A 22,554-nucleotide genomic window follows, 5' to 3' on the forward strand; every position below is an offset into this window, starting at 1 on the left:
CGACGCTGCGCCGCCGAGCCGCCCTGGACTGCCTTGCTTGCGAACGCATGGTCGGATTCCACCCACGAAGCAGCCGTTCAATTCGCGGTTGTGAACGTTGCTTGTTCCGCCGAAGTGGCCATGCGCGGAGATTGACCACGAGTCACGGCTGACGTCCGCTCCTAAACCGCTATTATCGGTATTCGCCCTAAAGGAGAATAGCCGATGAGCCGACCGGATTTCATCAAACACTGGACTGAACTAGAAGAATCGAATGTGCATTCGTATCGCGGCGATACCGAGCCAATGGCGCTAGACGCGCCGCTTTCCGCAGCACTCGGCATCACACTATTGGCATTCATCATGTGAGGCTTCTGCCCGGCCGGCGGACGTCATATCCGCACGCCGAAAGTACCGAGCAAGAGTTTGTGTACGTGCTCGAGGGCAGGCCCGATGTCTGGATCGACGGAGTGCTGCATCCCATTGGTGAAGGCGATTCCGTCGCGTTTCCGGCAGGCACCGGAATCTGCCATACCTTCATTAACAATACGAAGGACGAAGTCAGGCTGATGGTGATCGGCGAACGTCCGCGCGACGACAACCGTATTCGTTACCCGCTCAACGAAGCGCACGAACTTACCCGCCCTGACCGCTGGGTGGACTGGCCCGCTAGACCGCTTGGGGAGCATAACGGGATGCCGGACTGAGTAAGTGGATGACCGCAATGGCCGATGACAGCGCGCAAACTTCGCCCGACGAACGTCCGCTTCGATCTGCGAAGAGCCGTTGATGCTTCGACATATCGGAATTCCGCTTGGGGTTGTTAAGCGTCTCTCGCTCTCTCTGAACTAAGCCTCATCGGCAAGTTGCCTGGAGCCGACTGCGGCACGCGGTGGTCCTTCGAATTCCGTGCTGGTCCAACGAACTCCGTTTCCCGACAATACCGTAATCGCTTGCGGTGCCGCGTGGCGGTCCGAAGCCTTAGAGATCAAGGCACGCTCCGCCGGAAAGTAACGCAGTTCACACGTCGCCTTGAGAGGCATTTAACGCTCCGGCATTCACCTCAATCAACCGATGCTTCACGAAGCCGCCGGTATCTTCGCCGCGCGCACGAATTCGATGAAACGCGTAACCACCGCGTTATCGCGGCTCGCCTGCCACGCCAGCCCGACTTGCCAACGGGCGGCCGCGTCACGCAAGGCCAACACCCTGGCATCCCGCAAAAGATACTTCGCCCTGGACGGCAAAAATGCAGCGCCGACGCCAGCGGCGACAGCGGCAAGAACTGACTGAATATCGTCAGTCTGCTGAATCACCCGGGGCACGAAATCGTGCTCACTACACCAATGATCTATTTGTGCTGCCAGCCCGGGGCCACGGCTGCGCGCGAGCGCGATCAAGCCAAGTTCGTTGAGATCATTTAGATCAGACGGAAGGCGCTTCCATTTTGCGTGCTGAGGCACGGCCAGTGCCAATGCCTCGCTGAGCAACGGCAAACACGATAACCCGCTATCAGCCGGCATGCGGAGGAAGCCCACATCAAGCTTCCCTGCGAGAAGCTGGCGGGTTTGCTCGGCTGAAGAAAGATCATTGAGCGACACGCCGACGTTCGGATTCAGTCTTCGAAATTCCGCGATCAATTGCGGCGCCAGGGTCAAGGTCGTGAGCCCAAGCCCTACGCGCAGATATCCGCGCTTTCCACTGCTCGCTTCGCGGGCGCGTGCGACGAGTTCGTCCGCATCGCGTACCAGCGTTTGCGCGCCAGCAAGGAACTCGGCGCCGAATGCAGTCAGTTCGGCGCCATGCCTGCCGCGTTCAAAAAGCCGCGCACCCAAGGAGTCTTCCAAAGCAGCCACCTGTTTGCTAAGGGCGGGTTGAGTGACATTGAGCGCTTCGGCGGCGCGGCCGAAATGGTGGAGTTCCGTCACGGTCAGGAAGGTGCGTAGAAGTTTGAGTTCCATTCCATAAAGTAATTGAATGTGTCGAATGATTCATTTTACTTATTGAATGCCGGGCGGTCCAATGGACTCTTCATGAGCTCTTCAGTCAGGCGGAAAACAAATGTCTCTATCCTCGCCCCCTCCATTCAAGGTTGCGACGGTCCCGCTGATCTCCTTGCGCGGAAATGCATCGCACAACGTTGTGAACGCGTCAGCATGGCTCGCCGATGCCGCGCTTCAAGGAATCTCGCTGGTTGTTTTCCCTGAGGCGAGCCTGGCCGGATACGGCGACACCCTGAACCTTCGTCGCCGCGAGCTTGTAACGCTCGCCGAGCCGCTCGACGGTCGCTCGATCGATGAAGTCGCCAATGCGGTGGAGCGCACCGGCGTGGCGGCGGGTGTGGGATTCATCGAGCGTGCGCCGGATGGGAGATTGTTCAACAGCTTTGTGATTTGTATGCCGGGAGGCGTGCGTTGTTGTCATCGAAAACTGCACGTGGTTGAACACCCCGGTATAGAACGGGGCGAGCAGTACACCGTCCTGGATACAACCTGGGGCGTCCGTATCGGCATACTGATTGGCGCAGATAATTATCTGATCGAGAACGTTCGCATGACGGCGCTGATGGGCGCGACGTTGCTCGTTGCGCCGCATCGGACATATGCTTCTGACGGACATGGAGAGGCCGCGTTACAGCGGCTTTCTTCAGCGCAGCGAGCTCGGCCGCATGTCGCGCATCGCACGGTCGCAGCAGAAAGCGCCGGTGCCTCGGACTGGTTGCGGCGGTCGTTGATCGCGCGAGCATCCGATAATGGAATGTTCGTTATCTTTAGCAATGGGTCGGAGAAAGGCGGCAATCAAGGCGGCATGATCATCGACCCTTTGGGGCGAATGCTGGCCGAACACGGATCGTCATCCAGCCCGATGATTTCCGCAGAAGTGAACCCCGACCTGATAGCGGGGAGCGTCGGCCAGCAATGTCTGACAGCCGGTCGCTCTGACAGTGACGGGCCGCTCGTCCGTTCGATGCCACCACGCGATAACGTGTTTGCGCAGCGCAGCGGAGCCACATCAAGAGGCGCAATTGCGCTGAGCTTCGCTCAGGTCAGCCGCATTCGCCAGACCTAGCGTTTCACGCATTCAGTGTTCCCCATTGGCTGCGCCGATCGCATCCAGTTCAGCGAGCACCGCGTCCGATAAACTCAACTGTGCCGCCTGCAAGTTTTCCCGCAGATGCGCGAGCGACGACGTGCCCGGAATCAGCAGAATGTTGGGCGCGCGATGCAGGAGCCAGGCGAGCGCCACCTGCATGGGTGTTGCGCTTATCGTTTCGGCGACCGTGGACAGCACGGACGATTGGATCGGCGTGAACCCGCCAAGCGGGAAGAACGGCACGTACGCAATGCCCTTGCTCGCCAGTTCGTCGATCAGCGTGTCGTCTTCCCGCTGAACCAGGTTGTAATGGTTCTGAACGCAGACAATCTCCGCAATGCCCTGCGCCTCGGCGATCTGGGTCGCGGTCACATTGCTCAGTCCAATATGGCGCACAAGGCCCTCGCGCTGGAGTTCGGCAAGCGCTGTGACCTGCTTTTCGATCGACCCTTCCGCCGGGGAGTGGATGTTCCCCATGATCCGCACGTTGACCACGTCGAGCACGTCCAGACCGAGATTGCGCAGGTTGTCGTGGGCGCCGCGCCTGAGGTCTTCCGGTTCCAGCGCCGGCAGCCACGAGCCGCCTTCACCGCGGACGGCGCCAAGCTTGGTGACGATCACGAGATCATCCCGGTAAGGATGAAGCGCTTCGCGAATGAGCTGGTTGGTGATATGCGGCCCATAGAAGTCGCTCGTATCGATGTGATTGACGCCCGACGCCACCGCTTCGCGCAAAACGGCTATGGCCGCGTCGTGATCCTTCGGCGGCCCGAACACGCCGGGTCCGGCCAGCTGCATCGCGCCATAGCCCAGACGATGCACCGGACGTCGGCCAAGCTCAAAAGTGCTAACGGGCGTGAAATTCGGCATGACGTGCTCCTTGATGAATGTGGAGCCAGTATGGAGGCGATTGCGCTGTTCGATAATCCGGTCTAAATTGCACGGGTTGTTTAAAAATGTGAACAGTGACCATGGAATTGAATGATCTTGCCGCGTTCGTTTCAGTCGCTCGCGCCGGCGGTTTTCGCGATGCAGCCCGGATCAGCGGCGTCTCCGCCTCGAGCCTGAGCATTGCCGTGCGCCGGCTTGAAGCGAAGCTCGGCCTGCGGTTGCTCAACCGGACCACTCGCAGCGTGGCTCCGACCGAACCGGGGTTGCGCCTTATCGAAAAGCTGGCGCCGTTGTTCAGCGAGATGGAAGCCGCGCTGGATGTCCTGAACGGGTTCAGGGACAAGCCAAGCGGTACGCTGAAACTCAACGTGCCGTCGAGCACCGCGCGGATCGTGTTGCCAACCGTCCTCGCGTCGTTCCTGAAGGCTTATCCCGACATCCGCGTGGAAGTCGTGGTCGAGGATGGTTTCGTCGATGTGCTGTCGATCGGCTGCGACGCGGGCATTCGTTACGACGAGCGGCTTGAGCAGGACATGATCGCCATTCCGATCGGACCACGCGTGCAGCGCTTCGCGACCGCTGCGGCACCGGAATATCTCGATACGCACGGCAGACCCGAGCACCCCCGCGAGTTGCTTTCGCATGCGTGCCTGCGCGGCCAATTTGCCGGCGGTGCGAAGCCTACGTGGGATTTCGAGCGGGACGGGGAGGTGGTGCGGCTGGACCCTACGGGGCCGCTCCTGGTCAGGCCCGGCGCCGCAATGGATCTTGCAATCAGTATGGCCGTGGCAGGCGTGGGCGTGATTCACCTGTTCGAGGGAATGCTGCGCCCGTACCTCGATAGCGGCGCGTTGGAGCCGATTCTTGAACCGTGGTGGCCGAGCTTTTCCGGGCCATTTCTCTACTATCCGGGGCGTCGTCACTTGCCTGCGCCGTTGCGGGTTTTTATCGATTTCGTGAAGGCGGGTAATTCGTCATTGGATCCGCTGGCCCTTTGATCTACTGATCTACGCCTCTTCTTGCGTTTGCGGCACGATCGAACTCAACCAGTCCGAGAGCGCGACAAACGGTTCGTCGTGGGCAATTTCATCGGGTGCGACGAGGTAATAACCTGACTTGCCGGACATCGGTTTATTCAGCGGCACGACCAGCCGGCCGGACGACAATTCATCCGCGAGCAAGATCTCCGGCAGCAACGCGACGCCCAAGCCCGCCTGAGCGGCACTGGTGAGCATCGTGAACAATTCATAGCGGGCGCCGCGTACCGCTCGCACATCGTGCTCAAGCCCGTTCAGACGAAACCAGGTGCGCCAGGCGTCAGGCCGTGTCGATAAATGCAGCAGCGGCAAATCAGCAAGCTGTTCGAGCGATATCGGCTCACCGGGCGCAGTCCCGGCGAGCAAGGACGGGCTGCACACCGGCACGACCTTGCCCTCTCGAAACAACAGCTTTCCTTGCGTGCCGGGCCAGACCGAATCGCCGAAATAAAGCGCGGCGTCGAACGGCGAATCGCTGAACAGGAAAGGCTCGGTGCGTATCGACAGATTCACGGTGATATCCGGCCGCAGCGCGCGGAATTGCGGCAGGCGCGGGATCAGCCACTGGCTCGCGAGCGTTGGAACGACCGCTATCTCCAGAATCCGCCCGACACCGCGCTGCGCCATCAATTCGAGCGTATCGCGCTCAATCCGGTCGAGATTCTTGCGCACGAGGGCCGCGTAATCACGGCCGTGCGTGGTCAGCACAATGCGCTTCTTGATGCGCAGGAACAAAGCCACGCCCAACCGGCTTTCCAGTCCCGCCACCTGGCGGCATACCGCGCTTTGCGTGAGCGAAAGCTCATTGGCGGCGCGGGTGAAGCTCTCGTGGCGTGCGGCGGCCTCGAAGATCTGCAACGCGACCAGATTGGGAATACCTTTTCTCATGTTTTACCGGTACTGTTTGACGAGTCGTGTGTCGAGGGATTAGGTGACTTGGTTCTGTTTAAGAATGAACTCATGAGTTTATATCAATTGCGCGGCTTTTTGCCGCCCTCCAGAATCGACTTCCAGTGAATCGCCGAACCGGGCCCGGGCTCGCGCCACGCTAGATCAGCCGGAACAGGACAAATGAACTCAAATCTCGCCGCATTGCTTGCTGTTGCCCTTCCGGAAGCTGATGTAACCGGGTTAGTGCGATTGATGAACTTGCCATCCGTGCTTGCCAATACCTCGCCGGGCACGGTCAGCCGTGCGGAACTGGCCCAGGCGATGAACATGGTGCTGTTCGCCGGCCTGCTCGAGCGCGTCCCAACGGGCCGCGCTTACACCGACGACCTCCAGCACACGCAAACGCGCGTTCAGTTCGACCACGGCGCGCTGCGCACCGTGCGCTGGGCTGAATCCGGCGCGTTGCCGCCGGGCGAAGCCGCGTTCACGCGCATTCTGAAGCCGCTGGGTTTTGTGCTGAACGGTACGTACCCGCTCGATCGCATCAAGATGACGGGGCGCTCGTACATGCACGCCGATGCCCCCGATGAAATCGCGCAGTATTTCGTGAGCGAACTGCATCCCGAGCGTTTCAGTCCCGAATTCCAGCAAGCCGTAACGAACGTGATTGGCGAGAGTGTCGATTCGCTGACGCCGCAAGCGGTTGCGTCGCTGGCCGAGCTGGAGCGCGACCGCTCGCTGCCGCTCACTATTGCCCTCGATTTGCTGCCGGTGCTTGTGCGCTGTTTCGAGCGTCAGCACCCGGTACCGCGCCTGACGGACTATGAAACGCTGCGTGCCGAATCGGCGGAAATGGCGTGGATCGCGACCGAAGGCAATGCGTTCAATCACGCGACCGATCGAGTGGATGACGTTTTCGCCGTCGCCGATGCCCAGCGCGCGCTCGGTCGTCCGATCAAGGACAGTGTTGAAATTTCGAAGTCGGGCCGGGTGCGCCAGACCGCGTTTCGCGCCGACCCCGTGCGCCGGGTTTTCATCGGCGCCGATGGTGCGAGGATCGAACGCGATGTGCCGGGTTCGTTCTACGAATTCATCAGCCGCGACGCCGTCATGGACGAGACCACTGGGCGAGCCAAGCTCGATCTCGGTTTCGATGCCGGCAACGCCACGGGCATCTTCAAGATGACGGCGGCCGCGTGAACTCCGCCGCCGAATCTGCCAATCCTGCCGCCAACCCCGCCGCCAACCTGTACGATTTCACGGAACCGTTCAAGGCGCCGCAAGGCTCGGCGATCCGCGAGCTTTTCAAGTACCTCGGCCGGCCGGGCATGATTTCGTTCGCGGGCGGCTATCCGTCGAAGGATCTCTTTGACCGGGCGGGTATCGGCCAGGCGCTGGAAGATGCCTATTCGTCCGATCCGATTGCGTGCCTGCAATACGGCGACACAGCCGGCTCGCCCGCTCTGCGCCGCGCGATCTTGCGTTTGATGAATGATCGCGGCGTGACGCGCGATGTGGACGACGTGATCGTGACCACGGGCTCGCAACAAGGTCTCGACTTGCTGATCAAGATCCTGGTCGCGCCGGGCGACGCTGTGCTGATCGAGGAGCCGGCATATCCTGCTGCGATCCAGGCGTTGCGGCTCGCGGGCGCGCATCTGATTCCGGTACGCACCGACGCGCAGGGTATCGACGTGGACGCGCTCACCGTTCAACTCGAAGCGCTCGATCCATCCACGCGGCCCAAGCTGCTCTACACGGTGCCGACCTTCGCGAACCCGACCGGCGCAACCTTGCCGGCGGCGCGTCGCGAAGCGCTCGCGCGGCTTGCAATGCGGTTTCGTTTCGTGCTGGTCGAGGACGATCCTTATGGCGAGCTGCGTTTCTCCGGCGAACCGGTCAAACCGATAATCACATTCGCCGATGCCATCCCGGGCGCGAGCGACTGGGTCGTGTATTTCGGCAGCCTATCGAAGATCGTGGCGCCGGGCTTGCGCATCGGCTGGTCGATTGCGCCGCCTGCCATCACTCGACGCATGCTTGTGGCAAAACAGACGAGCGATCTCTGCACTTCGCCGCTCGCGCAGGAAACGGCGCGTCACTATCTGGAGCGTGGGCGTCTGGCCGAACATGTGCAGACCATTGCGCAGGCTTATCGCAAGCGTTGCGAGGCGTTGGCGAGTGCGCTGCGCCAGTTTGTGCCCGATGAGATTGAATACGTGATGCCGGAAGGCGGCATGTTTATCTGGGCGCGATTGAAGGGCGGCCGTCAGTCGGCTGCGTTGCTCAAGCGCGCGATCGAGCAGAACGTGATGTATGTGCCAGGGCCAGCGTTTTACGCACGCGATCCGGATGAATCGAGCATGCGGTTTTCGTTCGCCGCCGCGCCGGGCGAGGCTGAAGTATTCGAGGGCGTGAGGCGGCTCAAGCTCGCACTGGCGAGCCGGTAGGAGTGCGCAAACCAGGACCAGGTTGCCGTATGGCTCTCCCAAGGCTCGCCAGATACGGTGAAACGCGTTCTAATCGCGTAACCTGAACGCAGATGGACGCTCGGCTGGCGTGTGGTTGGTTCCGGTTGGTTCCTCCAGCGCACCAAGTCGTGCCGATTAATCAATTGCAGCGGTTTTTTTAAGCCCTGAAACTCTGTTCCGACGAATGCATGCATTTACTCGCCGGAGCCGGTTCCAGAGCGGTGCTGACGGATCGTGGCCTCGGGCCGCGCCGCAGTGCCCGGCAGCCACCCGACATAGAGAGGAAGTGATGAAACTGAACGATATTCTTGGTGCACTCGGTGTAGACCTCGACCAGTGGAAGGGCGATGCCCTCACGGCGCGTTCGCCGCTCGACGGCGCGACGCTGGCTGGATTGGCCGTTGATACCCCCGCCGATGCCGCTCGCAAGATCGACGCTGCCCACGCCGCTTTCCTCAAATGGCGCACCGTGCCCGCGCCGCAACGCGGCGAACTCGTGCGCGTTTTCGGTAATGTGCTGCGCGAACACAAAGCCGCGCTCGGCAGCCTTGTCACGCTGGAAGCCGGCAAGGTCACGTCCGAAGGCCTGGGCGAAGTGCAGGAAATGATCGACATCTGCGACTTCGCTGTCGGCCTGTCGCGCCAGCTCTACGGCCTGACGATCGCCTCGGAGCGTCCGGGTCATCGAATGATGGAAACGTGGCATCCGCTGGGTGTGGTGGGTGTGATCTCCGCGTTCAACTTCCCCGTCGCGGTGTGGTCGTGGAATGCGGCGCTGGCGTTTGTCTGCGGTGACGCAGTGGTCTGGAAGCCATCGGAGAAAACGCCGTTGACGGCTATCGCCTGTCACGCATTGTTCGAAAAGGCGCTGCGCGAATTCGACAAGACCCATCCGGGTCTCGCGCCCGAAGGCCTGAGCCAGTTGCTGCTGGGCGCACGCGATGTCGGCCAGGTGCTGACCGAGTCGCCGAAGGTGCCGCTGGTCAGCGCGACCGGCAGCGTGCGCATGGGTATTGAAGTGGCGCAAGTGCTGGCGAAGCGGCTGGGCCGCAGCATCCTCGAACTGGGCGGCAACAACGCAATGATCGTTGCGCCCAGCGCCGACCTCGATCTGGTAGTGCGCGGCGTGACGTTCTCGGCAGTCGGGACGGCCGGTCAGCGTTGCACGACGCTGCGTCGCCTGATCGTGCATACCAGCGTGGTCGACCAGTTGCTGCCGCGTCTGGAAAAAGCGTTTGGATCGGTGAAAGTGGGCAGTCCGATCGAGTCGGATACGCTTGTCGGTCCGCTGATCGACCGTGCTGCGTTCGACGGCATGCAGAAGGCATTAGGCGATGCCCGCGAGCAAGGCGGCAATGTCAAGGGCGGCGAGCGCGTGGAAGTAGGCGGTCACGCCGATGCTTACTACGTGCGTCCGGCATTCGTACGTATGCCTGCACAAACGGCTGTGGTCGAACGCGAGACCTTCGCGCCGATCCTCTACGTGATGACCTACGACGACTTCGCTGAAGCGTTGCAACTGCAAAACGGCGTGCCGCAGGGTTTGTCGTCGGCGATCTTCACGAACGACATTCGCGAAGCCGAGCAGTTCATGTCGGCGGCAGGCAGCGATTGCGGCATTGTGAACGTGAACATCGGCACGAGCGGCGCAGAGATTGGCGGCGCGTTCGGCGGTGAAAAAGAAACCGGCGGCGGCCGTGAATCGGGTTCCGATGCGTGGAAGGGTTATATGCGCCGCGCGACCAACACGATCAACTACAGCCGTGAATTGCCGCTTGCGCAAGGCGTGAAGTTCGACGTTTGATCCAGACTTGAAGAAGAATCAAAAAGAGATTTAAACCAGGCGTCCCACCCCGACGCCGACTCCTTTCATCCGCTTGCGCGCGCCAACCGCGGCGCGCCTGAGCGGACGTCAGGCTTCCGTGGTCATCCCCGGTTGTTTCGCTCGAATCCGTCCTATGGCGCGCCTCTGCATGGAGGCACGTTCCGCCTGTCTACGCGTTGCTATTGCGTAAATACCCGCGTCTGTTCAACTGTTTTTCGCTAGACCCTGGAGGCCACCGTGTCGTTTCTCGTGCTGGACAAACTGACCAAAGCCTACGGCGACCTGAACGCCGTGAGCGACGTGAGCCTCTCGGTTGAAAAAGGCGAATTCGTCTCGCTGCTGGGGCCTTCGGGCTGCGGCAAGACGACGACGCTGCAAATGATCGCTGGTTTTATCGATGTAACGCGTGGGCGGATTTCGCTCGATGGCAAGGACATTACGAACGTACGGCCGAACAAGCGCGGCCTGGGCGTGGTGTTCCAGAGCTATGCGCTGTTTCCGCATATGACGGTTGCGCAGAATGTTGGCTTCGGACTCGAAATGCGCGGCGTCGGCAAGGCCGAATGCGCGGAGCGGATTCGCGAGACGTTGGCGCTCGTGCGGCTCGATGCCCTCGCGGCGCGGTATCCGCGTGAACTGTCGGGCGGTCAGCGGCAACGGGTTGCCATTGCGCGTGCGCTGGTGATCAAGCCGCCGGTACTGCTGCTCGATGAACCCATGTCCAATCTCGACGCCAAGCTGCGCGAAGAGATGCAATTCGAGTTGCGCGGCATTCAGCGCAAGGTCGGCACCACCACGGTGATGGTCACGCACGACCAGTCCGAAGCGCTGTCCATCAGTGACCGCGTGGTCGTGATGGAAGCGGGGCGCGTGACGCAGGTCGACTCGCCGTATCGCGCGTATGAGCGGCCGGAGAATCGCTTTGTCTCGCAGTTCATCGGCAAGGCGAACATGCTGGAGGGGACCGTGACCGAGGCGTACCACGACGAAGTCCACGTGGATCTCGGACATCAATTGACCGGTATTGCCTGCATTGAGGCTGGCACGGTGTGGCGCGAAGGCGATACGGTGACCCTTTGCATCCGTCCGGAAAAACTGCACTTGTGCGAGGTCGGAACGGGGCGCTTGTCGGCGACCGTTACCAGCCGCTTTTTCCTCGGCAGCCAATGGCTTTATCGCGTCGATACCGCCATTGGGGAAGTGCTCGTCTGCAGCCAGAACGAAGGCACCGAGCCAGTAGCCGAAGGCGCGATGGTCGGCATCGACTGGCATCGTGACGCCGTGCGCGTGATTCAGGAAGCCAGTCATGGCTAGTACCATCGACTCGACGAATTCGAAAGATCACGGTGCGCTGAAGAATGACCGCGCGCCGTGGCACGCCTTCGTGCCGCCCTGGCTGATGAGCTTGCCTGCGTTCATCCTCTTCGCGGTGCTCGTGCTGACGCCGCTCGCGATGACCGTTGTGCTGACGTTTTATCGCTTCGATCCGGCCAGTGGTCCGATCGCTGCGTTCCAGTTCGGCAACTATGTTGAAGTGCTGACGGACAGCTACTACCAGACCATTTTTGCGCGGACCTTCGGCATCGCGATCCTGACGACTTTGCTGTGCGTTGCGATTGGTGCGCCTGAAGCTTATGTGCTGTACCGCATGCGTGACCCGTGGCGCTCGATGTTCCTGCTCGTGATCCTCGCGCCGTTGCTCGTGTCAGTGGTGGTGCGCGCGTTTGGCTGGAGCATGTTGCTCAACACTGGCGGTATCGTTAATCAGTTCTTCGGCCTCTTCGGGCTGGGTCCGTACAAGCTGGAGTACACCACCTTCGCGATAGTGATTGCGCTCGTTCACGTCATGCTGCCGTTCATGGTGATCCCCGTCTGGACCTCGCTGCAGAAGCTTGATCCGCAGGTTGAAAACGCGGCGCTCTCGCTTATGGCGTCGCCGTTAACCACGTTGCGGCGCATCGTGTTGCCGCAGATCGCGCCGGGCATTTTGTCGGGCAGCTTGATGGTGTTTGGTTTGTCGGCGAGCGCGTTTGCGATTCCCGGCCTGCTCGGCGGGCGTCGTCTGAAAGTAGCGGCCACCGCCGTCTACGATGAATTCCTCGGTTCGCTCAACTGGCCGCTCGGCGCGACCATCGCGATCCTGTTGCTGATCGCGAACCTCGTGATCATGATCACGTACTACCGGGTTCTGGAGCGTCGTTACTCCAGAAGCCTCGGTTAAGGAGAGCGCTGCGATGCGAAAGAACGGCCTCGTTGCCCTGAGTTTCCACACCCTCGTGATCCTGTTCGTGCTGGCGCCGCTCGTGATCATCGTGCTGGTTGCGTTCACGCCGGACCAGACGCTGACGCTGCCCACGCACGGCTTTTCGTTGCGCTGGTTCCGCGCGATTCTCGATTACCCGGATTTCATCTCGGCGTTTTTCAACAGCATCAAGCTGGCGTTTGCATCGGCTACGCTGTCGCTCGCGCTGGCCTTGCCGGCGGCGCTTGCTATCGGACGTGAACGGTTTCCGGGGCGCGAATTCCTCAATGGTTTGTTCCTCTCGCCGCTGGTGATTCCCAGTCTCGTGCTTGGCATTGCGTTCCTGCGTTTCTTCGCGATGATCGGCGCAACCGGCACGTTCACGTGGCTCGTCGCGGCGCACATGATCATCATCACGCCGTTCGTGATGCGGCTGGTGCTGGCCTCGGTGAGCGGCATGGATCGCAGTATCGAGCATGCGGCGCAGTCTTTGGGAGCGGATCGATGGACGTCGTTTCGACGCATCACGCTGCCGATGATCCTGCCCGGCATCACGGGTGGCTGGCTGCTTGCGTTCATCAACAGCTTCGATGAACTAACCATGTCGATCTTCGTAACTTCGCCGCAGACCATTACGTTGCCGGTGCGCATGTACATGTACGCGACCGAATCGATCGACCCGATGATGGCGTCTGTGTCCGCGCTTGTGATCTTCATTACGGCCGGTGCGATGATCGTGCTCGACCGCGCGTATGGACTGAACCGGATCCTGATCGGTTCGCATTGATTCGCACAGGCCCCACGACTTCTATCTACGCGATGACAAATCTCCCCAGCGCAACATCCGCCGGCCAGCCGCACACCGCGGTCGGCGATGCGCCGCAATTCGTGCGTCTGACGGAAGCGCATCGCAAGCAGGTGACGTTGACGCTGGACGGTGTCGCCATCACTGCCCTGACCGGCGATACCGTATTGACCGCCATCTTGCTGCACGTGCGGCGGGTGCGTGACACCGAGTTCAGCGGTGAACCACGCGCAGGATTCTGCCTGATGGGCGCATGTCAGGACTGCTGGGTACAACTGGAAGAGGGCACAAGGATTCGAGCATGCTCGACCTTCGTCAAGGATGGCATGCGTATCGTGACCCGGCCTGCGGGAGTGGTAAGAACGTGAGCGCGGCTATCGATAAAAACAGCATGCGCCGGGTCGTCATTGTCGGTGCGGGACCGGCTGGCGTGCGCGCGGCTGAGACACTGGTGGCAGCGGGCATTGTGCCGGTCGTGATCGACGAAGCGCCGCGCGCCGGCGGGCAGATCTATCGGCAGCCGCCAGCGGATGCGGGTTTTGCCCGCAGCAAACGGTCGCTGTATGGCCTGGAAGCAGGCAAGGCCGACGCGGTGCACTCAACCATGGCTGCCCTGCTTTCAAAGCTCGACTATCGGCCTGACACGCTGGTGTGGGGATGCGGCGCTGCGCAACTCGATACGCTGCATGACGGATGCCAGCGCACGGTGCCTTATTCGCACTTGCTGATTGCGACCGGCGCGACAGATCGCGTGCTGCCGTTTCCGGGCTGGACGCTGCCGGGCGTCTACACACTCGGCGCGGCGCAGATTGCGCTGAAATCGCAGGGCTGCGCGATCGGACGACGCGTGGTGTTCGCGGGAACCGGGCCGCTGCTTTACCTCGTGGCGTATCAATACGCGAAGGCGGGCGCGCAGGTGGAGGCGGTGCTCGACACCAATCCGTTCTCGCGCCAGTTCGCCGCGACGCCGCGTTTGTTGCGGCAGCCGTCCACCTTTGCGAAGGGGCTCTATTACGTCGGCTGGCTGGCGGCGCATGGGGTTCGTATCGAACGGGGCGTGACGCTTGTGCGCGCGACGGGCGATAAAGCGGTGCAGGCCATGACCTATCGCGATGGTGATGGCGAGCAAGAGTTGACCATTCCCTGCGATGCGGTCGGGTTTGGTTATGGCCTGCGATCCGAAACGCAGCTTGCGGACCTGGCAGGTTGCCGCTTCCGCTTCGATCCGCTCAATCGCGCGTGGCTGCCGGAGCGCGATGCGGCCGGTCGCAGTTCGGTGCCGGGCGTTTATCTCGCCGGCGATGGCGCGGGTATTGCGGGCGCGGATGCTGCGGAACTGGCTGGACGTCGTGCGGCGCTGGCGATGCTCGAAGACCTTGGGCATCGGGCTGTGAACGCGAACGTTCAGGCTCAGGTCGCGAAGCTGGACCGGCAACTGGCGAACATCGCCGAATTTCGTATTGGGCTGGAGCAGGCGTTTGCGCCGCCCTCCGATTGCGCGTCGCACTGGCCGGACGACATGACCGTGTGTCGTTGCGAGGAGATCGATGCCGGCACGCTGCGCCGCTGCATTCGTGCGGGCGAAGCGAGCGAGATCAATCGGCTGAAGGCGTTGACGCGCGTGGGCATGGGTCGTTGCCAGGGGCGCATGTGCGGCGCGGCGGCGGCAGAATTGCTGAGCGCGGAGACGGGCAGACCTATCGCTGATGCCGGACGTTTGCGCGGACAGGCGCCGATCAAACCCGTGCCTTTATCAATAGCGATGATGGACGAAGCCCCCGAAGCGAATCATCTGGCCGCCATTGCGGAGCACGCACGCGATGAATGAGACTTTGCGGTTCGACGTGCTGGTGGTGGGCGGGGGTTTGGTGGGGTCATCGACGGCCTTGATGCTTGCAAAGCGCGGGCTGAAGGTGGGGCTGTTCGAACGCCGTTATTGCGGCGCGCAGGCGAGCGGTGTGAACTACGGCGGCGTGCGCCGCCAAGGGCGGCCGGCCGAACAATTGCCGCTGGCGGTGCGTGCGCGCTCGATCTGGGACCGGTTGCCGGAACTTGTGGGCACGGATGGAGAGTTCGTTGTTTCGGGGCATTTGCGGTTGGCTCGCAGCGAAGCGGATCTTGCGGCGCTTGAAGCGTACGCGCAGCTTGCCAACCCGTTTGGTCTCGATTTGCAGTTGATGAGCGGACCTGCGTTCAGGCGTCGTTACCCGTGGCTTGGGGCCGCCGCGGTGGGTGGTTCATTGTGTCCCGGTGACGGTCACGCGAATCCACGCGTGGTGTCGCCCGCATTCGCGCGCGCGGCGCGTGCAGCCGGTGCGGATGTCCGTGAGCAGACTGCGGTGACTAACATCGTGCGTGACGGGGAACGGTTTGTTGTCGAGGCGCGGCATGACTCGGGTGCTGTGATCGAGGTTCAGAGTGACTGGCTGGTCAATGCGGCTGGCGCTTGGGGCAACACGGTGGCTGGGTACTTTGGCGAGACCATTCCGATGGAGCCGATCTATCCGAACATGTGGGTGACTGAGCCGCTGCCGTATTTCATCGATCACAATCTTGGGGTGTATGGCGGCGGCATTTATGCTCGTCAGGTGGCGCGCGGCAATGTGGTGATTGGCGGGGGGCGTGGGTTGGGGGATGGCGAGTACGCGCAGCCGCTCACGGAGACTACGCGGACGGTGATGAGGGCTGCGTGCGCGCTTTTGCCGGCGTTGAAAGATGCGTTGCTGTTGCGGACCTGGACAGGGGTTGAAGGCCGTACGCCGGATGACAATCCGGTGATTGGATTTAGCCGGACTACGCCAAGATTGCTGCATGCGTTTGGATTCTCGGGTGGGGGGTTTTTGCTTGCGCCGGGGGTTGGGGAGGTGCTTTCCGATCTCATTGTTGAGGGGGGATCGGGGACGCCGATTGAGGCGTTTTCTATTGGGCGGTTTGGTCGGGGATAGGTTTTTGGGGGGAGTGGTCAGGGGTTAATGCCGGGTTGGTCGGTTTTGGGGTTAGCGGTCAGGGTTAATGCTGGGTTGGTGGTTTCGGTGTTAGTGGTCAGGGGTCTATGCCGGGGTGGTGCTTTCGGCCGTGGTGGTCTGCGAGAGTCGGATTTTCTCTTTATCACTATTAGCCACTGTGCGTGGCGGCACGTCATTTCTTTGTCCAAAGCGACAAAGAAACGAAGCAAAGAAAGCGCTTTAACCGCTCTACCCTAAGTGTCCACAGCGTGCAGTTTTGATTCATAGGTGCCCCAAAAGCACGGTGCTCGCCAGAGCTACCGATGTTTGAACCCCTCCTTCTCGCGAATCCTGACACGAACACGCTTCGCCCCGTACGCTCTCGGGCAAGCACCATTGCCAAGGGACCACCACGGCCTCACGCGTCTTTTCGGTTTCGTTTTTTGGTGCGTTGGCTACGTGGTCTGAACAGTTGCTTCCGCCGGCAACGGCATCTCGCGTATTGGTACTTCCGTGTTGGTACTTCATCTCTTGGCGGGTTGACTGCGTGGACCATACGCTTATTTTCGCCGACTACGGGCTCACGCATTTTCGCGACCTCGTTTCCAGCAGGGTTGGCGACGTGGTTCGAGGCGCGCACATATTTGGAGGGTGGTCGTCCGCGGATAGCGCGGGGTGCTCTTTGGGCAGGTTCAGTCACTGGTGGCGAAGCGTGTGGGTATCGGTGTTCGGAGAAGGAGGGGTTCACACATCCTCCGCTCTGGCGAGCACCGTGCTTTTGGGGCACCTATGAATGAAAACTGCACGCTGTGGACACTTAGGGTAGCGTGGTTGAAAGCGTTTTCTTTGCTTCGTTTCTTTGTCGCTTTGGACAAAGAAATGACGTGCCGCCACGCACAGTGGCTAATAGTGATAAAGAGAAAATCCGACTCACGCAGACCGCTAACACTGAAAGCAGCAACCCGGCACCAACCCCGACCGCTAACCCCGGAACCGACCACCCCAGCACCAACCCCGACCGCTAACCCCAGAACCGACCACCCCGGCACTGACCCCGAGCACCCCGGCATAGCCCCCGAGCCCCCTAGAATCCAACCCCGTCCCTTGAACAGAATATTTTCAAGAAGTGCGAACGAAATCACCCTCGAAACCACCTTCTAACCACCCTGTCTAAAGGAGATCAATAAATGAAAGCGTTTCATACAGTAGCCAGCGTGAGCATTACCGCCTTGTGCGCAGCAGCCCTCTCCACGTCAGCGCAAGCGGATACGAAAACCATCTACATTGGCATGAACGGCGGCCCGATGGAAAAGGCCTACACGAGCGAAGTCCTACCCGAATTCGAAAAGGCCAACAACGTAAAAGTGGTAGTCGTACCCGGCACGTCCTCCGACATTCTCGCCAAGCTACTGGCGAACAAAGCCAAACCCCAAATCCACGTAGTGTTCCTCGACGATGGCGTGATGGCTCGCGCAGTCAGCATGGGCGTCTGCCAAAAACTCGACGATAGCCCCGAACTCAAGCAACTCTACCCATTCGCGCGCATGAAGGACGACATCGGCGCGGGCGTACAACTCGGCATGACCGGCATCGCCTACAACACGAAACTCTTCACGGCAAACGGCTGGGCGCCCCCCACATCATGGCTCGATTTCGCCGACCCGAAATACAAGGACAAAGTGGTGTTCCAGTCCGCGTCGAGCAGCACGTTCGGCCTGCACGGTTTCCTGATGATCAACCGCCTCGAAGGCGGTTCGGAGAAGAACGTCGAACCCGGCTTCACGAAATGGCAAAGCACCGTGGGCAGGAACGTGATCGAGTACATCCCGAACTCGGCGAAAATCTCGGAGATGGTCCAGACCGGTCAAGCCGGCCTGTTCCCGCTCACGCCGACCGCGGTGGGTGACCTGCAGGCGAAGGGCATTCCCGTTGCCTATGTGAACCCGAAGGAAGGGCCGGTGCTGTTGCTCGTCGATGAATGTGTCGTTGCAAACAACCCCGATCCGGTACTCGCGCAAAAGCTTGCGGCATTCATGATCTCGGCGTCGGCACAAAGCAAGGCAGCAAGCGCCGGCCGCCAGATCCCGACGAACCGCCAGGCGAAGATGCCCGATTCGATGCAGCAGCAACTGGGTAACCTCGACGACCTGGTGAAGAAGGTCAACGTGGTGGACTGGGATGTGATCAACGCAAATCGCCCGCAATGGGACGCGCGCTGGAATCGTCAGGTCGAACGGTAATCTGAAGCGGAATTAGAACGGGCGTTGTCAGGGAGTGCCCTGACAACGCCCGTTTCCGTATACGCGTTCATCAAACGTATAACGGGCGCCTTCTTACCTCTGCGAATTGATGATGACCTTCGACACCGCATGCTCCTGCAAGCCCCATTTCTTCAGGATCTTTGCGTAGGTGCCGTCAGCGATCAGCTTGCCGAATGCCTGGCTCAGTGCATCGTTTAAAGCCGGACTGTTCTTCGCCATGCCAATAGCCGTGTATTGCGACAGGAACGGCTGGCCGATCGGCGCGTACGCATCTTTCTCCAGGGTGTTCTGATACGGCAGCGTTTCACCGCCTTGCACGGCAGCATCAATCCGTCCCTGACGCAACTGCAGGCGGGCATCGGCTGAACCATCCGTACCCACCACCAGTACAGCCGGCTTCCCCGCCTTGACGCAGTGCTCGTCGCTCCACGTCTTGATGTCGTCGGGCCACGACGTGCGGCGGCTCGCGCCCACGTGCTTGCCGCACACTGATTCGATCGATGTGAAGTCGCCACCGCGCGCCCTCAGCGTGTAAAACTGCGGCCCGGACTTGATGTAGTCAAGAAAGTTGATGGCCTCGCGGCGCGTCGGCAAGTCGGTCATGCCCGACAGGATCACGTCCACGCGATGCGTGGTCAGCGCGCTCATCATCTGGTCGAAGTTGGTCTCTTCCCACTTCAGTTTCACCCCCATCTTCGCGGCCAGCGCGACACCGAGATCGACGTCGAAGCCGGTCAGTTCATCGGTTGCCGGGTCCTTGTATTCGAACGGCGGATAGTTCGGCACGATAGCGGCCGTGAGCGTGCCGTTGCCCGCCACGGGCGTCTGGGCGTGAGCCAGCGATGCAACAAGTGAAACCGCGCCAAACGCGAGACTGACAAGGGTTCGCCGGAACAAGGAATCGATCATGAAAAGTGCCTGAACAAAGGTTGACGGAAAATTGAAAAACAGCTTTAAAGGCCGTGACCACGCACGCCGTAACGCTAGGAAAGCACGGCCGAAATGAACTCTTGAGTACGCGGTTGTTGCGGTCGCGACAGCACCTGTTCGGGCGTGCCGCTTTCGACCACCTTTCCCTGGTCCATGAAGACCACGCGGTTCGCCACTTCGCGCGCGAAGCCGAGTTCGTGCGTGACGACGATCATCGTCATGCCGCTCTTGGCCAGGTCGCGCATCACGCTCAGTACTTCGCCAACCAGTTCGGGGTCGAGGGCGGAGGTGGGTTCGTCGAAGAGCATGAGTTGAGGATGCATGGCAAGCGCCCGTGCAATGGCGACACGTTGCTGCTGGCCACCCGACAATTCGACCGGAAACGCATCGCACTTGTGACCAAGCCCGACCCGCGTAAGCAACGCGCGTGCTTCTTCAATGGCCTCGGACTTTTTCTTCTTCAACACCTGTACCGGCCCTTCGATCACATTTTCCAGTGCGGTCATGTGTGGAAAAAGATTGAAGCGCTGGAACACCATGCCGGTCGCAAGACGTTGCCGCGCCATCTGCTTTTCAGACAACGGATAAAGCTTGTTTTCGACGCGCCGGTATCCGACCAGTTCGCCGTTCACCCACAGCGCGCCGCCGGTAATGGTTTCGAGTTGGTTGATACAGCGCAGGAAGGTGCTTTTACCCGAGCCGGATGGCCCGATGATGCACAGCACTTCGCCCTTCGCGACGTCGAGATGGATGCCGTGCAGCGCCTGGAACTCGCCATAGGACTTGCGCAGGTCGACCGCTTTGACTAGTGGGTTCATGGTTGCCTGAGTTCGCGTTCAAGTGGATTTACTGTTTCGCGGAAGGGCGGCCCGCCCCTCGCGCAAAGCGCAGTTCGACCCGCGACTGCAGCAAGGAAAGAACCGTGACGATGACGAGATACCAGACGCCGGCGACCATCAGCAATTCGATCACGCGAGCATTCGCATAGTAGATGTTCTCGGCGTTATGCAGCATTTCCGCGTACTGGATCACGCTTGCCAATGAGGTCAGCTTCACCATGCCGATCAGTTCGTTGCCAATAGGCGGCACGATCACGCGCATGGCCTGCGGCAGGATCACGCGGCGCAGCGCCTGGAGTCTCGGCATGCCGATCGACTTCGCGGCTTCGTACTGGCCGGTGTCCACCGAGAGCAACCCCGCACGCACGACTTCCGATGTGTAGGCGCCCTGATTAATTCCGAGTCCGAGCAGGGCGGCGAGGAATGGCGTCATGATGTCGACCGTGCGAAATTCGAACAGGCCGGGAATGCCCATGACCGGAAACACCAGCGCGAGGTTGAACCATAGCAACAATTGCAGGATCACCGGTGTGCCGCGAAACAGCCACACGTAGCCATGTGCGACCGCGCGCATGACCGGATTGGTCGAGAGCCGCATGATAGCCACGATCACCCCAAGCACGATGCCCAGCGCCATCGCGAGGATCGTCATGACGATGGTATTGCCGAGGCCCTTGAGGATCGACTTGGCCGTGAGGAAACGTCCGACGACGGTCCAGTCGATCTGCCCGCGCGCAAACGCCACGACGATATAGACCACGATCGCGAGGATCACCACCGAGGCGAGATAGCGCCCGTAATAGCGCCGCGGTACGTGCTTGAAGTGCGAGATATCGGTGAAGGTGTCGGCGTTGCCGGACGCCGATGCACGGTCGTTCGATGCGCTCAGCATGAAGGTCCTTTGTAGTAAGCCGCCCATGCGACCTGTTCTTCAATAGCGCTGCGCAGGCGCGCGATCTGTTCGGCCACGCGTGCCGGCGCCGTGCCGCCATAACCGCTGCGCGCCGCGACGGCGGCGTCCAGCGTGACGTGATCGAGGACGCCGGGTTCAAGTCTCGCATCCACAGCTGCGAGCATTGCCACCGACACGTCGCCCAGTTCGATGCCCTGCTGTTCGCAGGCCCGCACCAGCGCGCCGGTGATCTCGTGCGCTTCGCTGAACGGCACGCCGCGCAGCGCGAGCCAGTCGGCGACTTCGGTGGCGAGCGTAAACCCGAGCGGCGCCTGACGCCGCATTTCATCCACGTTCACATGCATGGTGCGGATCATACCGGCCATTGCAGGCAGTACAAGTTCGAGCGTGTCGATACTATCGAACGCGGCGATCTTGTCTTCCGCGAGATCACGGTTATAGGCAAGCGGCAGCGACTTGAGCGTGGCGAGCAAACCGCTCAGGTTGCCGATCAATCGGCCCGCCTTGCCACGTGTCAGCTCCGCTATATCCGAGTTTTTCTTCTGCGGCATGATCGAGCTGCCGGTTGCATAAGCATCGTCGAGTTCGACCCAGCGAAACTGCCGCGAGGTCCACAGGATCACTTCTTCCGAAAGCCGCGACAGGTTGACCGCCAGCATGCTCGTGATGAACGTGAACTCTGCAACGTGGTCGCGGGAAGCGACGGCGTCGATGGAGTTCTCGCACGGGCCGTCGTAGCCGAGTTCCTGCGCGGACAGATCGGCCCGCAAGCAGATCGCGGAACCCGCCAGCGCCGCCGCGCCCAGCGGTGAACGTGCGCTGCGCCGGTCCCAGTCCACGAGCCTGTCGACATCGCGATAAATCGACTGCGCGTGCGCAAGCAACTGATGCGCGAACACGATCGGCTGTGCCGGTTGCAAATGCGTGAAGCCGGCGGTGACGGTTTGTACGTGCGCCTCGGCCTGTTCAACCAGCGCGTGCTGCAATTCGATCACGGCCAGCGCCAGCTTGCGAGCCTTGTCACGCAGATATAAACGCAAGTCGTTCGCCGCCTGATCGTTGCGCGAGCGGCCCGCGCGGAGCTTCCCACCGATCGCTTTGAGCCGCTGCGTCAGTTCGCGTTCGAGGAAGGTGTGGACGTCTTCGTCGGCAAGGATAGGGGCGAGGTCGCCCGCAACGAACGCGGTCTCTATTTGCTGCATCGCGTCGAGCAGTTGTTGAAGCTCGTCGGCGCTCAGGATTCCGGCTCGCTTCAGTTCGTTTGCATGGGCGCGCGAACCGGCGAGATCGTAGGGCGCAAGACGGAAGAAGCTGGGGTCCGAACGGGACAGATTTTCCAGCGCCAGCGAGGGCCCTGATTTGAAGCGGCCGCCCCAGAGGCGTTCGGTTGTGTCGGTAGTGTTCATGCGTTTGCCCGGAAGTGTTTCAGAAC

Annotated in this window: 19 protein-coding genes and 1 pseudogene; 13 read left to right on the forward strand and 7 right to left on the reverse strand. The window is 61.0% G+C overall.

The genetic code is table 11. The annotated features are described in order from the left end of the window. Positions 1–204 precede the first annotated feature (204 nt). Positions 205–686 (forward strand): annotated as a pseudogene (locus ACSQ8V_RS21830) (cupin domain-containing protein). Positions 687–1,058: 372 nt separating this feature from the next. Here ACSQ8V_RS21830 and ACSQ8V_RS21835 read toward each other — a convergent pair. Beyond that, a complete protein-coding gene (locus ACSQ8V_RS21835; protein ID WP_436207126.1) occupies positions 1,059–1,940 on the reverse strand; it encodes a LysR family transcriptional regulator in 882 nt (293 codons plus the stop codon). A 100-nt stretch (positions 1,941–2,040) separates the two neighbouring features. Between ACSQ8V_RS21835 and ACSQ8V_RS21840 the strand changes: the two genes are divergently transcribed. Beyond that, complete coding sequence (locus ACSQ8V_RS21840; RefSeq protein WP_436207127.1) at positions 2,041–3,048, forward strand: nitrilase-related carbon-nitrogen hydrolase; 1,008 nt, start codon at positions 2,041–2,043, stop codon at positions 3,046–3,048. 12 nt (positions 3,049–3,060) lie between these two features. Here the strand turns inward: ACSQ8V_RS21840 and ACSQ8V_RS21845 are convergent, their stop codons facing one another. Next, positions 3,061–3,942 (reverse strand): aldo/keto reductase family oxidoreductase, encoded by an 882-nt coding sequence (locus ACSQ8V_RS21845; RefSeq protein ID WP_436207128.1) that lies wholly within the window; start codon positions 3,940–3,942, stop codon positions 3,061–3,063. A 101-nt stretch (positions 3,943–4,043) separates the two neighbouring features. Between ACSQ8V_RS21845 and ACSQ8V_RS21850 the strand changes: the two genes are divergently transcribed. Next, the gene (locus ACSQ8V_RS21850) at positions 4,044–4,961 is read left to right on the forward strand and encodes a LysR family transcriptional regulator (protein WP_436207129.1); all 918 of its coding nucleotides are present in this window, start codon (positions 4,044–4,046) and stop codon (positions 4,959–4,961) included. 9 nt (positions 4,962–4,970) lie between these two features. On the opposite strand, the gene ACSQ8V_RS21855 is transcribed toward ACSQ8V_RS21850, so the two are convergent. Then, a complete protein-coding gene (locus ACSQ8V_RS21855) occupies positions 4,971–5,888 on the reverse strand; it encodes a LysR substrate-binding domain-containing protein (RefSeq protein WP_436207130.1) in 918 nt (305 codons plus the stop codon). Positions 5,889–6,143: 255 nt separating this feature from the next. Between ACSQ8V_RS21855 and ACSQ8V_RS21860 the strand changes: the two genes are divergently transcribed. The 10 genes from ACSQ8V_RS21860 (at position 6,144) to ACSQ8V_RS21905 (ending at position 18,419) form a co-directional block, all read left to right on the forward strand. Further along, positions 6,144–7,091, forward strand: a complete 948-nt coding sequence (locus tag ACSQ8V_RS21860) for a DUF1338 domain-containing protein (RefSeq protein WP_436207983.1) — start codon at positions 6,144–6,146, stop codon at positions 7,089–7,091. Then, positions 7,088–8,341 carry a PLP-dependent aminotransferase family protein gene (locus ACSQ8V_RS21865; RefSeq protein WP_436207131.1) on the forward strand — a complete coding sequence of 418 codons (1,254 nt, stop codon included), beginning with the start codon at positions 7,088–7,090 and terminating at the stop codon, positions 8,339–8,341. The genes ACSQ8V_RS21860 and ACSQ8V_RS21865 overlap by 4 nt, the downstream gene beginning before the upstream one ends. Before the next feature lie 310 nt (positions 8,342–8,651). Next, the gene (gene amaB / locus ACSQ8V_RS21870; RefSeq protein ID WP_213762032.1) at positions 8,652–10,166 is read left to right on the forward strand and encodes an L-piperidine-6-carboxylate dehydrogenase; all 1,515 of its coding nucleotides are present in this window, start codon (positions 8,652–8,654) and stop codon (positions 10,164–10,166) included. 258 nt (positions 10,167–10,424) lie between these two features. After that, entirely contained in the window at positions 10,425–11,501 is a 1,077-nt protein-coding gene (locus ACSQ8V_RS21875) for an ABC transporter ATP-binding protein (protein WP_436207132.1), read from the forward strand. Then, positions 11,494–12,408: an ABC transporter permease gene (locus ACSQ8V_RS21880; protein ID WP_436207133.1), complete on the forward strand. Its 915-nt coding sequence runs from the start codon at positions 11,494–11,496 to the stop codon at positions 12,406–12,408. Before ACSQ8V_RS21875 ends, ACSQ8V_RS21880 begins: the two co-directional genes overlap by 8 nt. A 13-nt stretch (positions 12,409–12,421) precedes the next feature. Beyond that, positions 12,422–13,216 (forward strand): ABC transporter permease, encoded by a 795-nt coding sequence (locus ACSQ8V_RS21885; protein WP_213762035.1) that lies wholly within the window; start codon positions 12,422–12,424, stop codon positions 13,214–13,216. 32 nt (positions 13,217–13,248) lie between these two features. Further along, positions 13,249–13,602 carry a (2Fe-2S)-binding protein gene (locus ACSQ8V_RS21890; RefSeq protein WP_436207134.1) on the forward strand — a complete coding sequence of 118 codons (354 nt, stop codon included), beginning with the start codon at positions 13,249–13,251 and terminating at the stop codon, positions 13,600–13,602. A gap of 23 nt (positions 13,603–13,625) precedes the next feature. Next, positions 13,626–15,062: an FAD-dependent oxidoreductase gene (locus tag ACSQ8V_RS21895; protein WP_436207984.1), complete on the forward strand. Its 1,437-nt coding sequence runs from the start codon at positions 13,626–13,628 to the stop codon at positions 15,060–15,062. Continuing rightward, positions 15,055–16,179, forward strand: coding sequence for an NAD(P)/FAD-dependent oxidoreductase (locus ACSQ8V_RS21900; RefSeq protein ID WP_436207135.1), 1,125 nt, complete (start codon positions 15,055–15,057; stop codon positions 16,177–16,179). Before ACSQ8V_RS21895 ends, ACSQ8V_RS21900 begins: the two co-directional genes overlap by 8 nt. Positions 16,180–17,366: 1,187 nt before the next feature. Beyond that, positions 17,367–18,419, forward strand: coding sequence for an ABC transporter substrate-binding protein (locus tag ACSQ8V_RS21905; RefSeq protein ID WP_213762039.1), 1,053 nt, complete (start codon positions 17,367–17,369; stop codon positions 18,417–18,419). A gap of 93 nt (positions 18,420–18,512) precedes the next feature. Here ACSQ8V_RS21905 and ACSQ8V_RS21910 read toward each other — a convergent pair whose 3' ends face one another. The 4 genes from ACSQ8V_RS21910 to argH all read right to left on the reverse strand — a co-directional run bounded on the left by ACSQ8V_RS21910 (position 18,513) and on the right by argH (position 22,528). After that, positions 18,513–19,349: an ABC transporter substrate-binding protein gene (locus tag ACSQ8V_RS21910; protein ID WP_436207136.1), complete on the reverse strand. Its 837-nt coding sequence runs from the start codon at positions 19,347–19,349 to the stop codon at positions 18,513–18,515. Between the two features lie 74 nt (positions 19,350–19,423). Next, the gene (locus ACSQ8V_RS21915; protein WP_436207137.1) at positions 19,424–20,188 is read right to left on the reverse strand and encodes an amino acid ABC transporter ATP-binding protein; all 765 of its coding nucleotides are present in this window, start codon (positions 20,186–20,188) and stop codon (positions 19,424–19,426) included. Positions 20,189–20,216: 28 nt separating this feature from the next. Beyond that, positions 20,217–21,101 carry an amino acid ABC transporter permease gene (locus tag ACSQ8V_RS21920; RefSeq protein WP_213762042.1) on the reverse strand — a complete coding sequence of 295 codons (885 nt, stop codon included), beginning with the start codon at positions 21,099–21,101 and terminating at the stop codon, positions 20,217–20,219. Further along, entirely contained in the window at positions 21,095–22,528 is a 1,434-nt protein-coding gene (gene argH / locus ACSQ8V_RS21925) for an argininosuccinate lyase (RefSeq protein ID WP_436207138.1), read from the reverse strand. Before argH ends, ACSQ8V_RS21920 begins: the two co-directional genes overlap by 7 nt. Between the last annotated feature and the right edge of the window lie 26 nt (positions 22,529–22,554).

The organism is Caballeronia sp. LjRoot31 (assembly GCF_964253885.1).
Taxonomy (GTDB): Bacteria; Pseudomonadota; Gammaproteobacteria; order Burkholderiales; family Burkholderiaceae; genus Caballeronia.

Bases quoted from the DNA above. Each gene is read 5' to 3' on its own strand.
- ACSQ8V_RS21835 (WP_436207126.1), bottom strand. From the start codon at position 1,940: ATGGAACTCAAACTTCTACGCACCTTCCTGACCGTGACGGAACTCCAC.
- ACSQ8V_RS21840 (WP_436207127.1), top strand. From the start codon at position 2,041: ATGTCTCTATCCTCGCCCCCTCCATTCAAGGTTGCGACGGTCCCGCTG.
- ACSQ8V_RS21845 (WP_436207128.1), bottom strand. From the start codon at position 3,942: ATGCCGAATTTCACGCCCGTTAGCACTTTTGAGCTTGGCCGACGTCCG.
- ACSQ8V_RS21850 (WP_436207129.1), top strand. From the start codon at position 4,044: ATGGAATTGAATGATCTTGCCGCGTTCGTTTCAGTCGCTCGCGCCGGC.
- ACSQ8V_RS21855 (WP_436207130.1), bottom strand. From the start codon at position 5,888: ATGAGAAAAGGTATTCCCAATCTGGTCGCGTTGCAGATCTTCGAGGCC.
- ACSQ8V_RS21860 (WP_436207983.1), top strand. From the start codon at position 6,144: ATGAACTTGCCATCCGTGCTTGCCAATACCTCGCCGGGCACGGTCAGC.
- amaB (WP_213762032.1), top strand. From the start codon at position 8,652: ATGAAACTGAACGATATTCTTGGTGCACTCGGTGTAGACCTCGACCAG.
- ACSQ8V_RS21880 (WP_436207133.1), top strand. From the start codon at position 11,494: ATGGCTAGTACCATCGACTCGACGAATTCGAAAGATCACGGTGCGCTG.
- ACSQ8V_RS21885 (WP_213762035.1), top strand. From the start codon at position 12,422: ATGCGAAAGAACGGCCTCGTTGCCCTGAGTTTCCACACCCTCGTGATC.
- ACSQ8V_RS21890 (WP_436207134.1), top strand. From the start codon at position 13,249: ATGACAAATCTCCCCAGCGCAACATCCGCCGGCCAGCCGCACACCGCG.
- ACSQ8V_RS21895 (WP_436207984.1), top strand. From the start codon at position 13,626: ATGCGCCGGGTCGTCATTGTCGGTGCGGGACCGGCTGGCGTGCGCGCG.
- ACSQ8V_RS21900 (WP_436207135.1), top strand. From the start codon at position 15,055: ATGAATGAGACTTTGCGGTTCGACGTGCTGGTGGTGGGCGGGGGTTTG.
- ACSQ8V_RS21905 (WP_213762039.1), top strand. From the start codon at position 17,367: ATGAAAGCGTTTCATACAGTAGCCAGCGTGAGCATTACCGCCTTGTGC.
- ACSQ8V_RS21910 (WP_436207136.1), bottom strand. From the start codon at position 19,349: ATGATCGATTCCTTGTTCCGGCGAACCCTTGTCAGTCTCGCGTTTGGC.
- ACSQ8V_RS21915 (WP_436207137.1), bottom strand. From the start codon at position 20,188: ATGAACCCACTAGTCAAAGCGGTCGACCTGCGCAAGTCCTATGGCGAG.
- ACSQ8V_RS21920 (WP_213762042.1), bottom strand. From the start codon at position 21,101: ATGCTGAGCGCATCGAACGACCGTGCATCGGCGTCCGGCAACGCCGAC.
- argH (WP_436207138.1), bottom strand. From the start codon at position 22,528: ATGAACACTACCGACACAACCGAACGCCTCTGGGGCGGCCGCTTCAAA.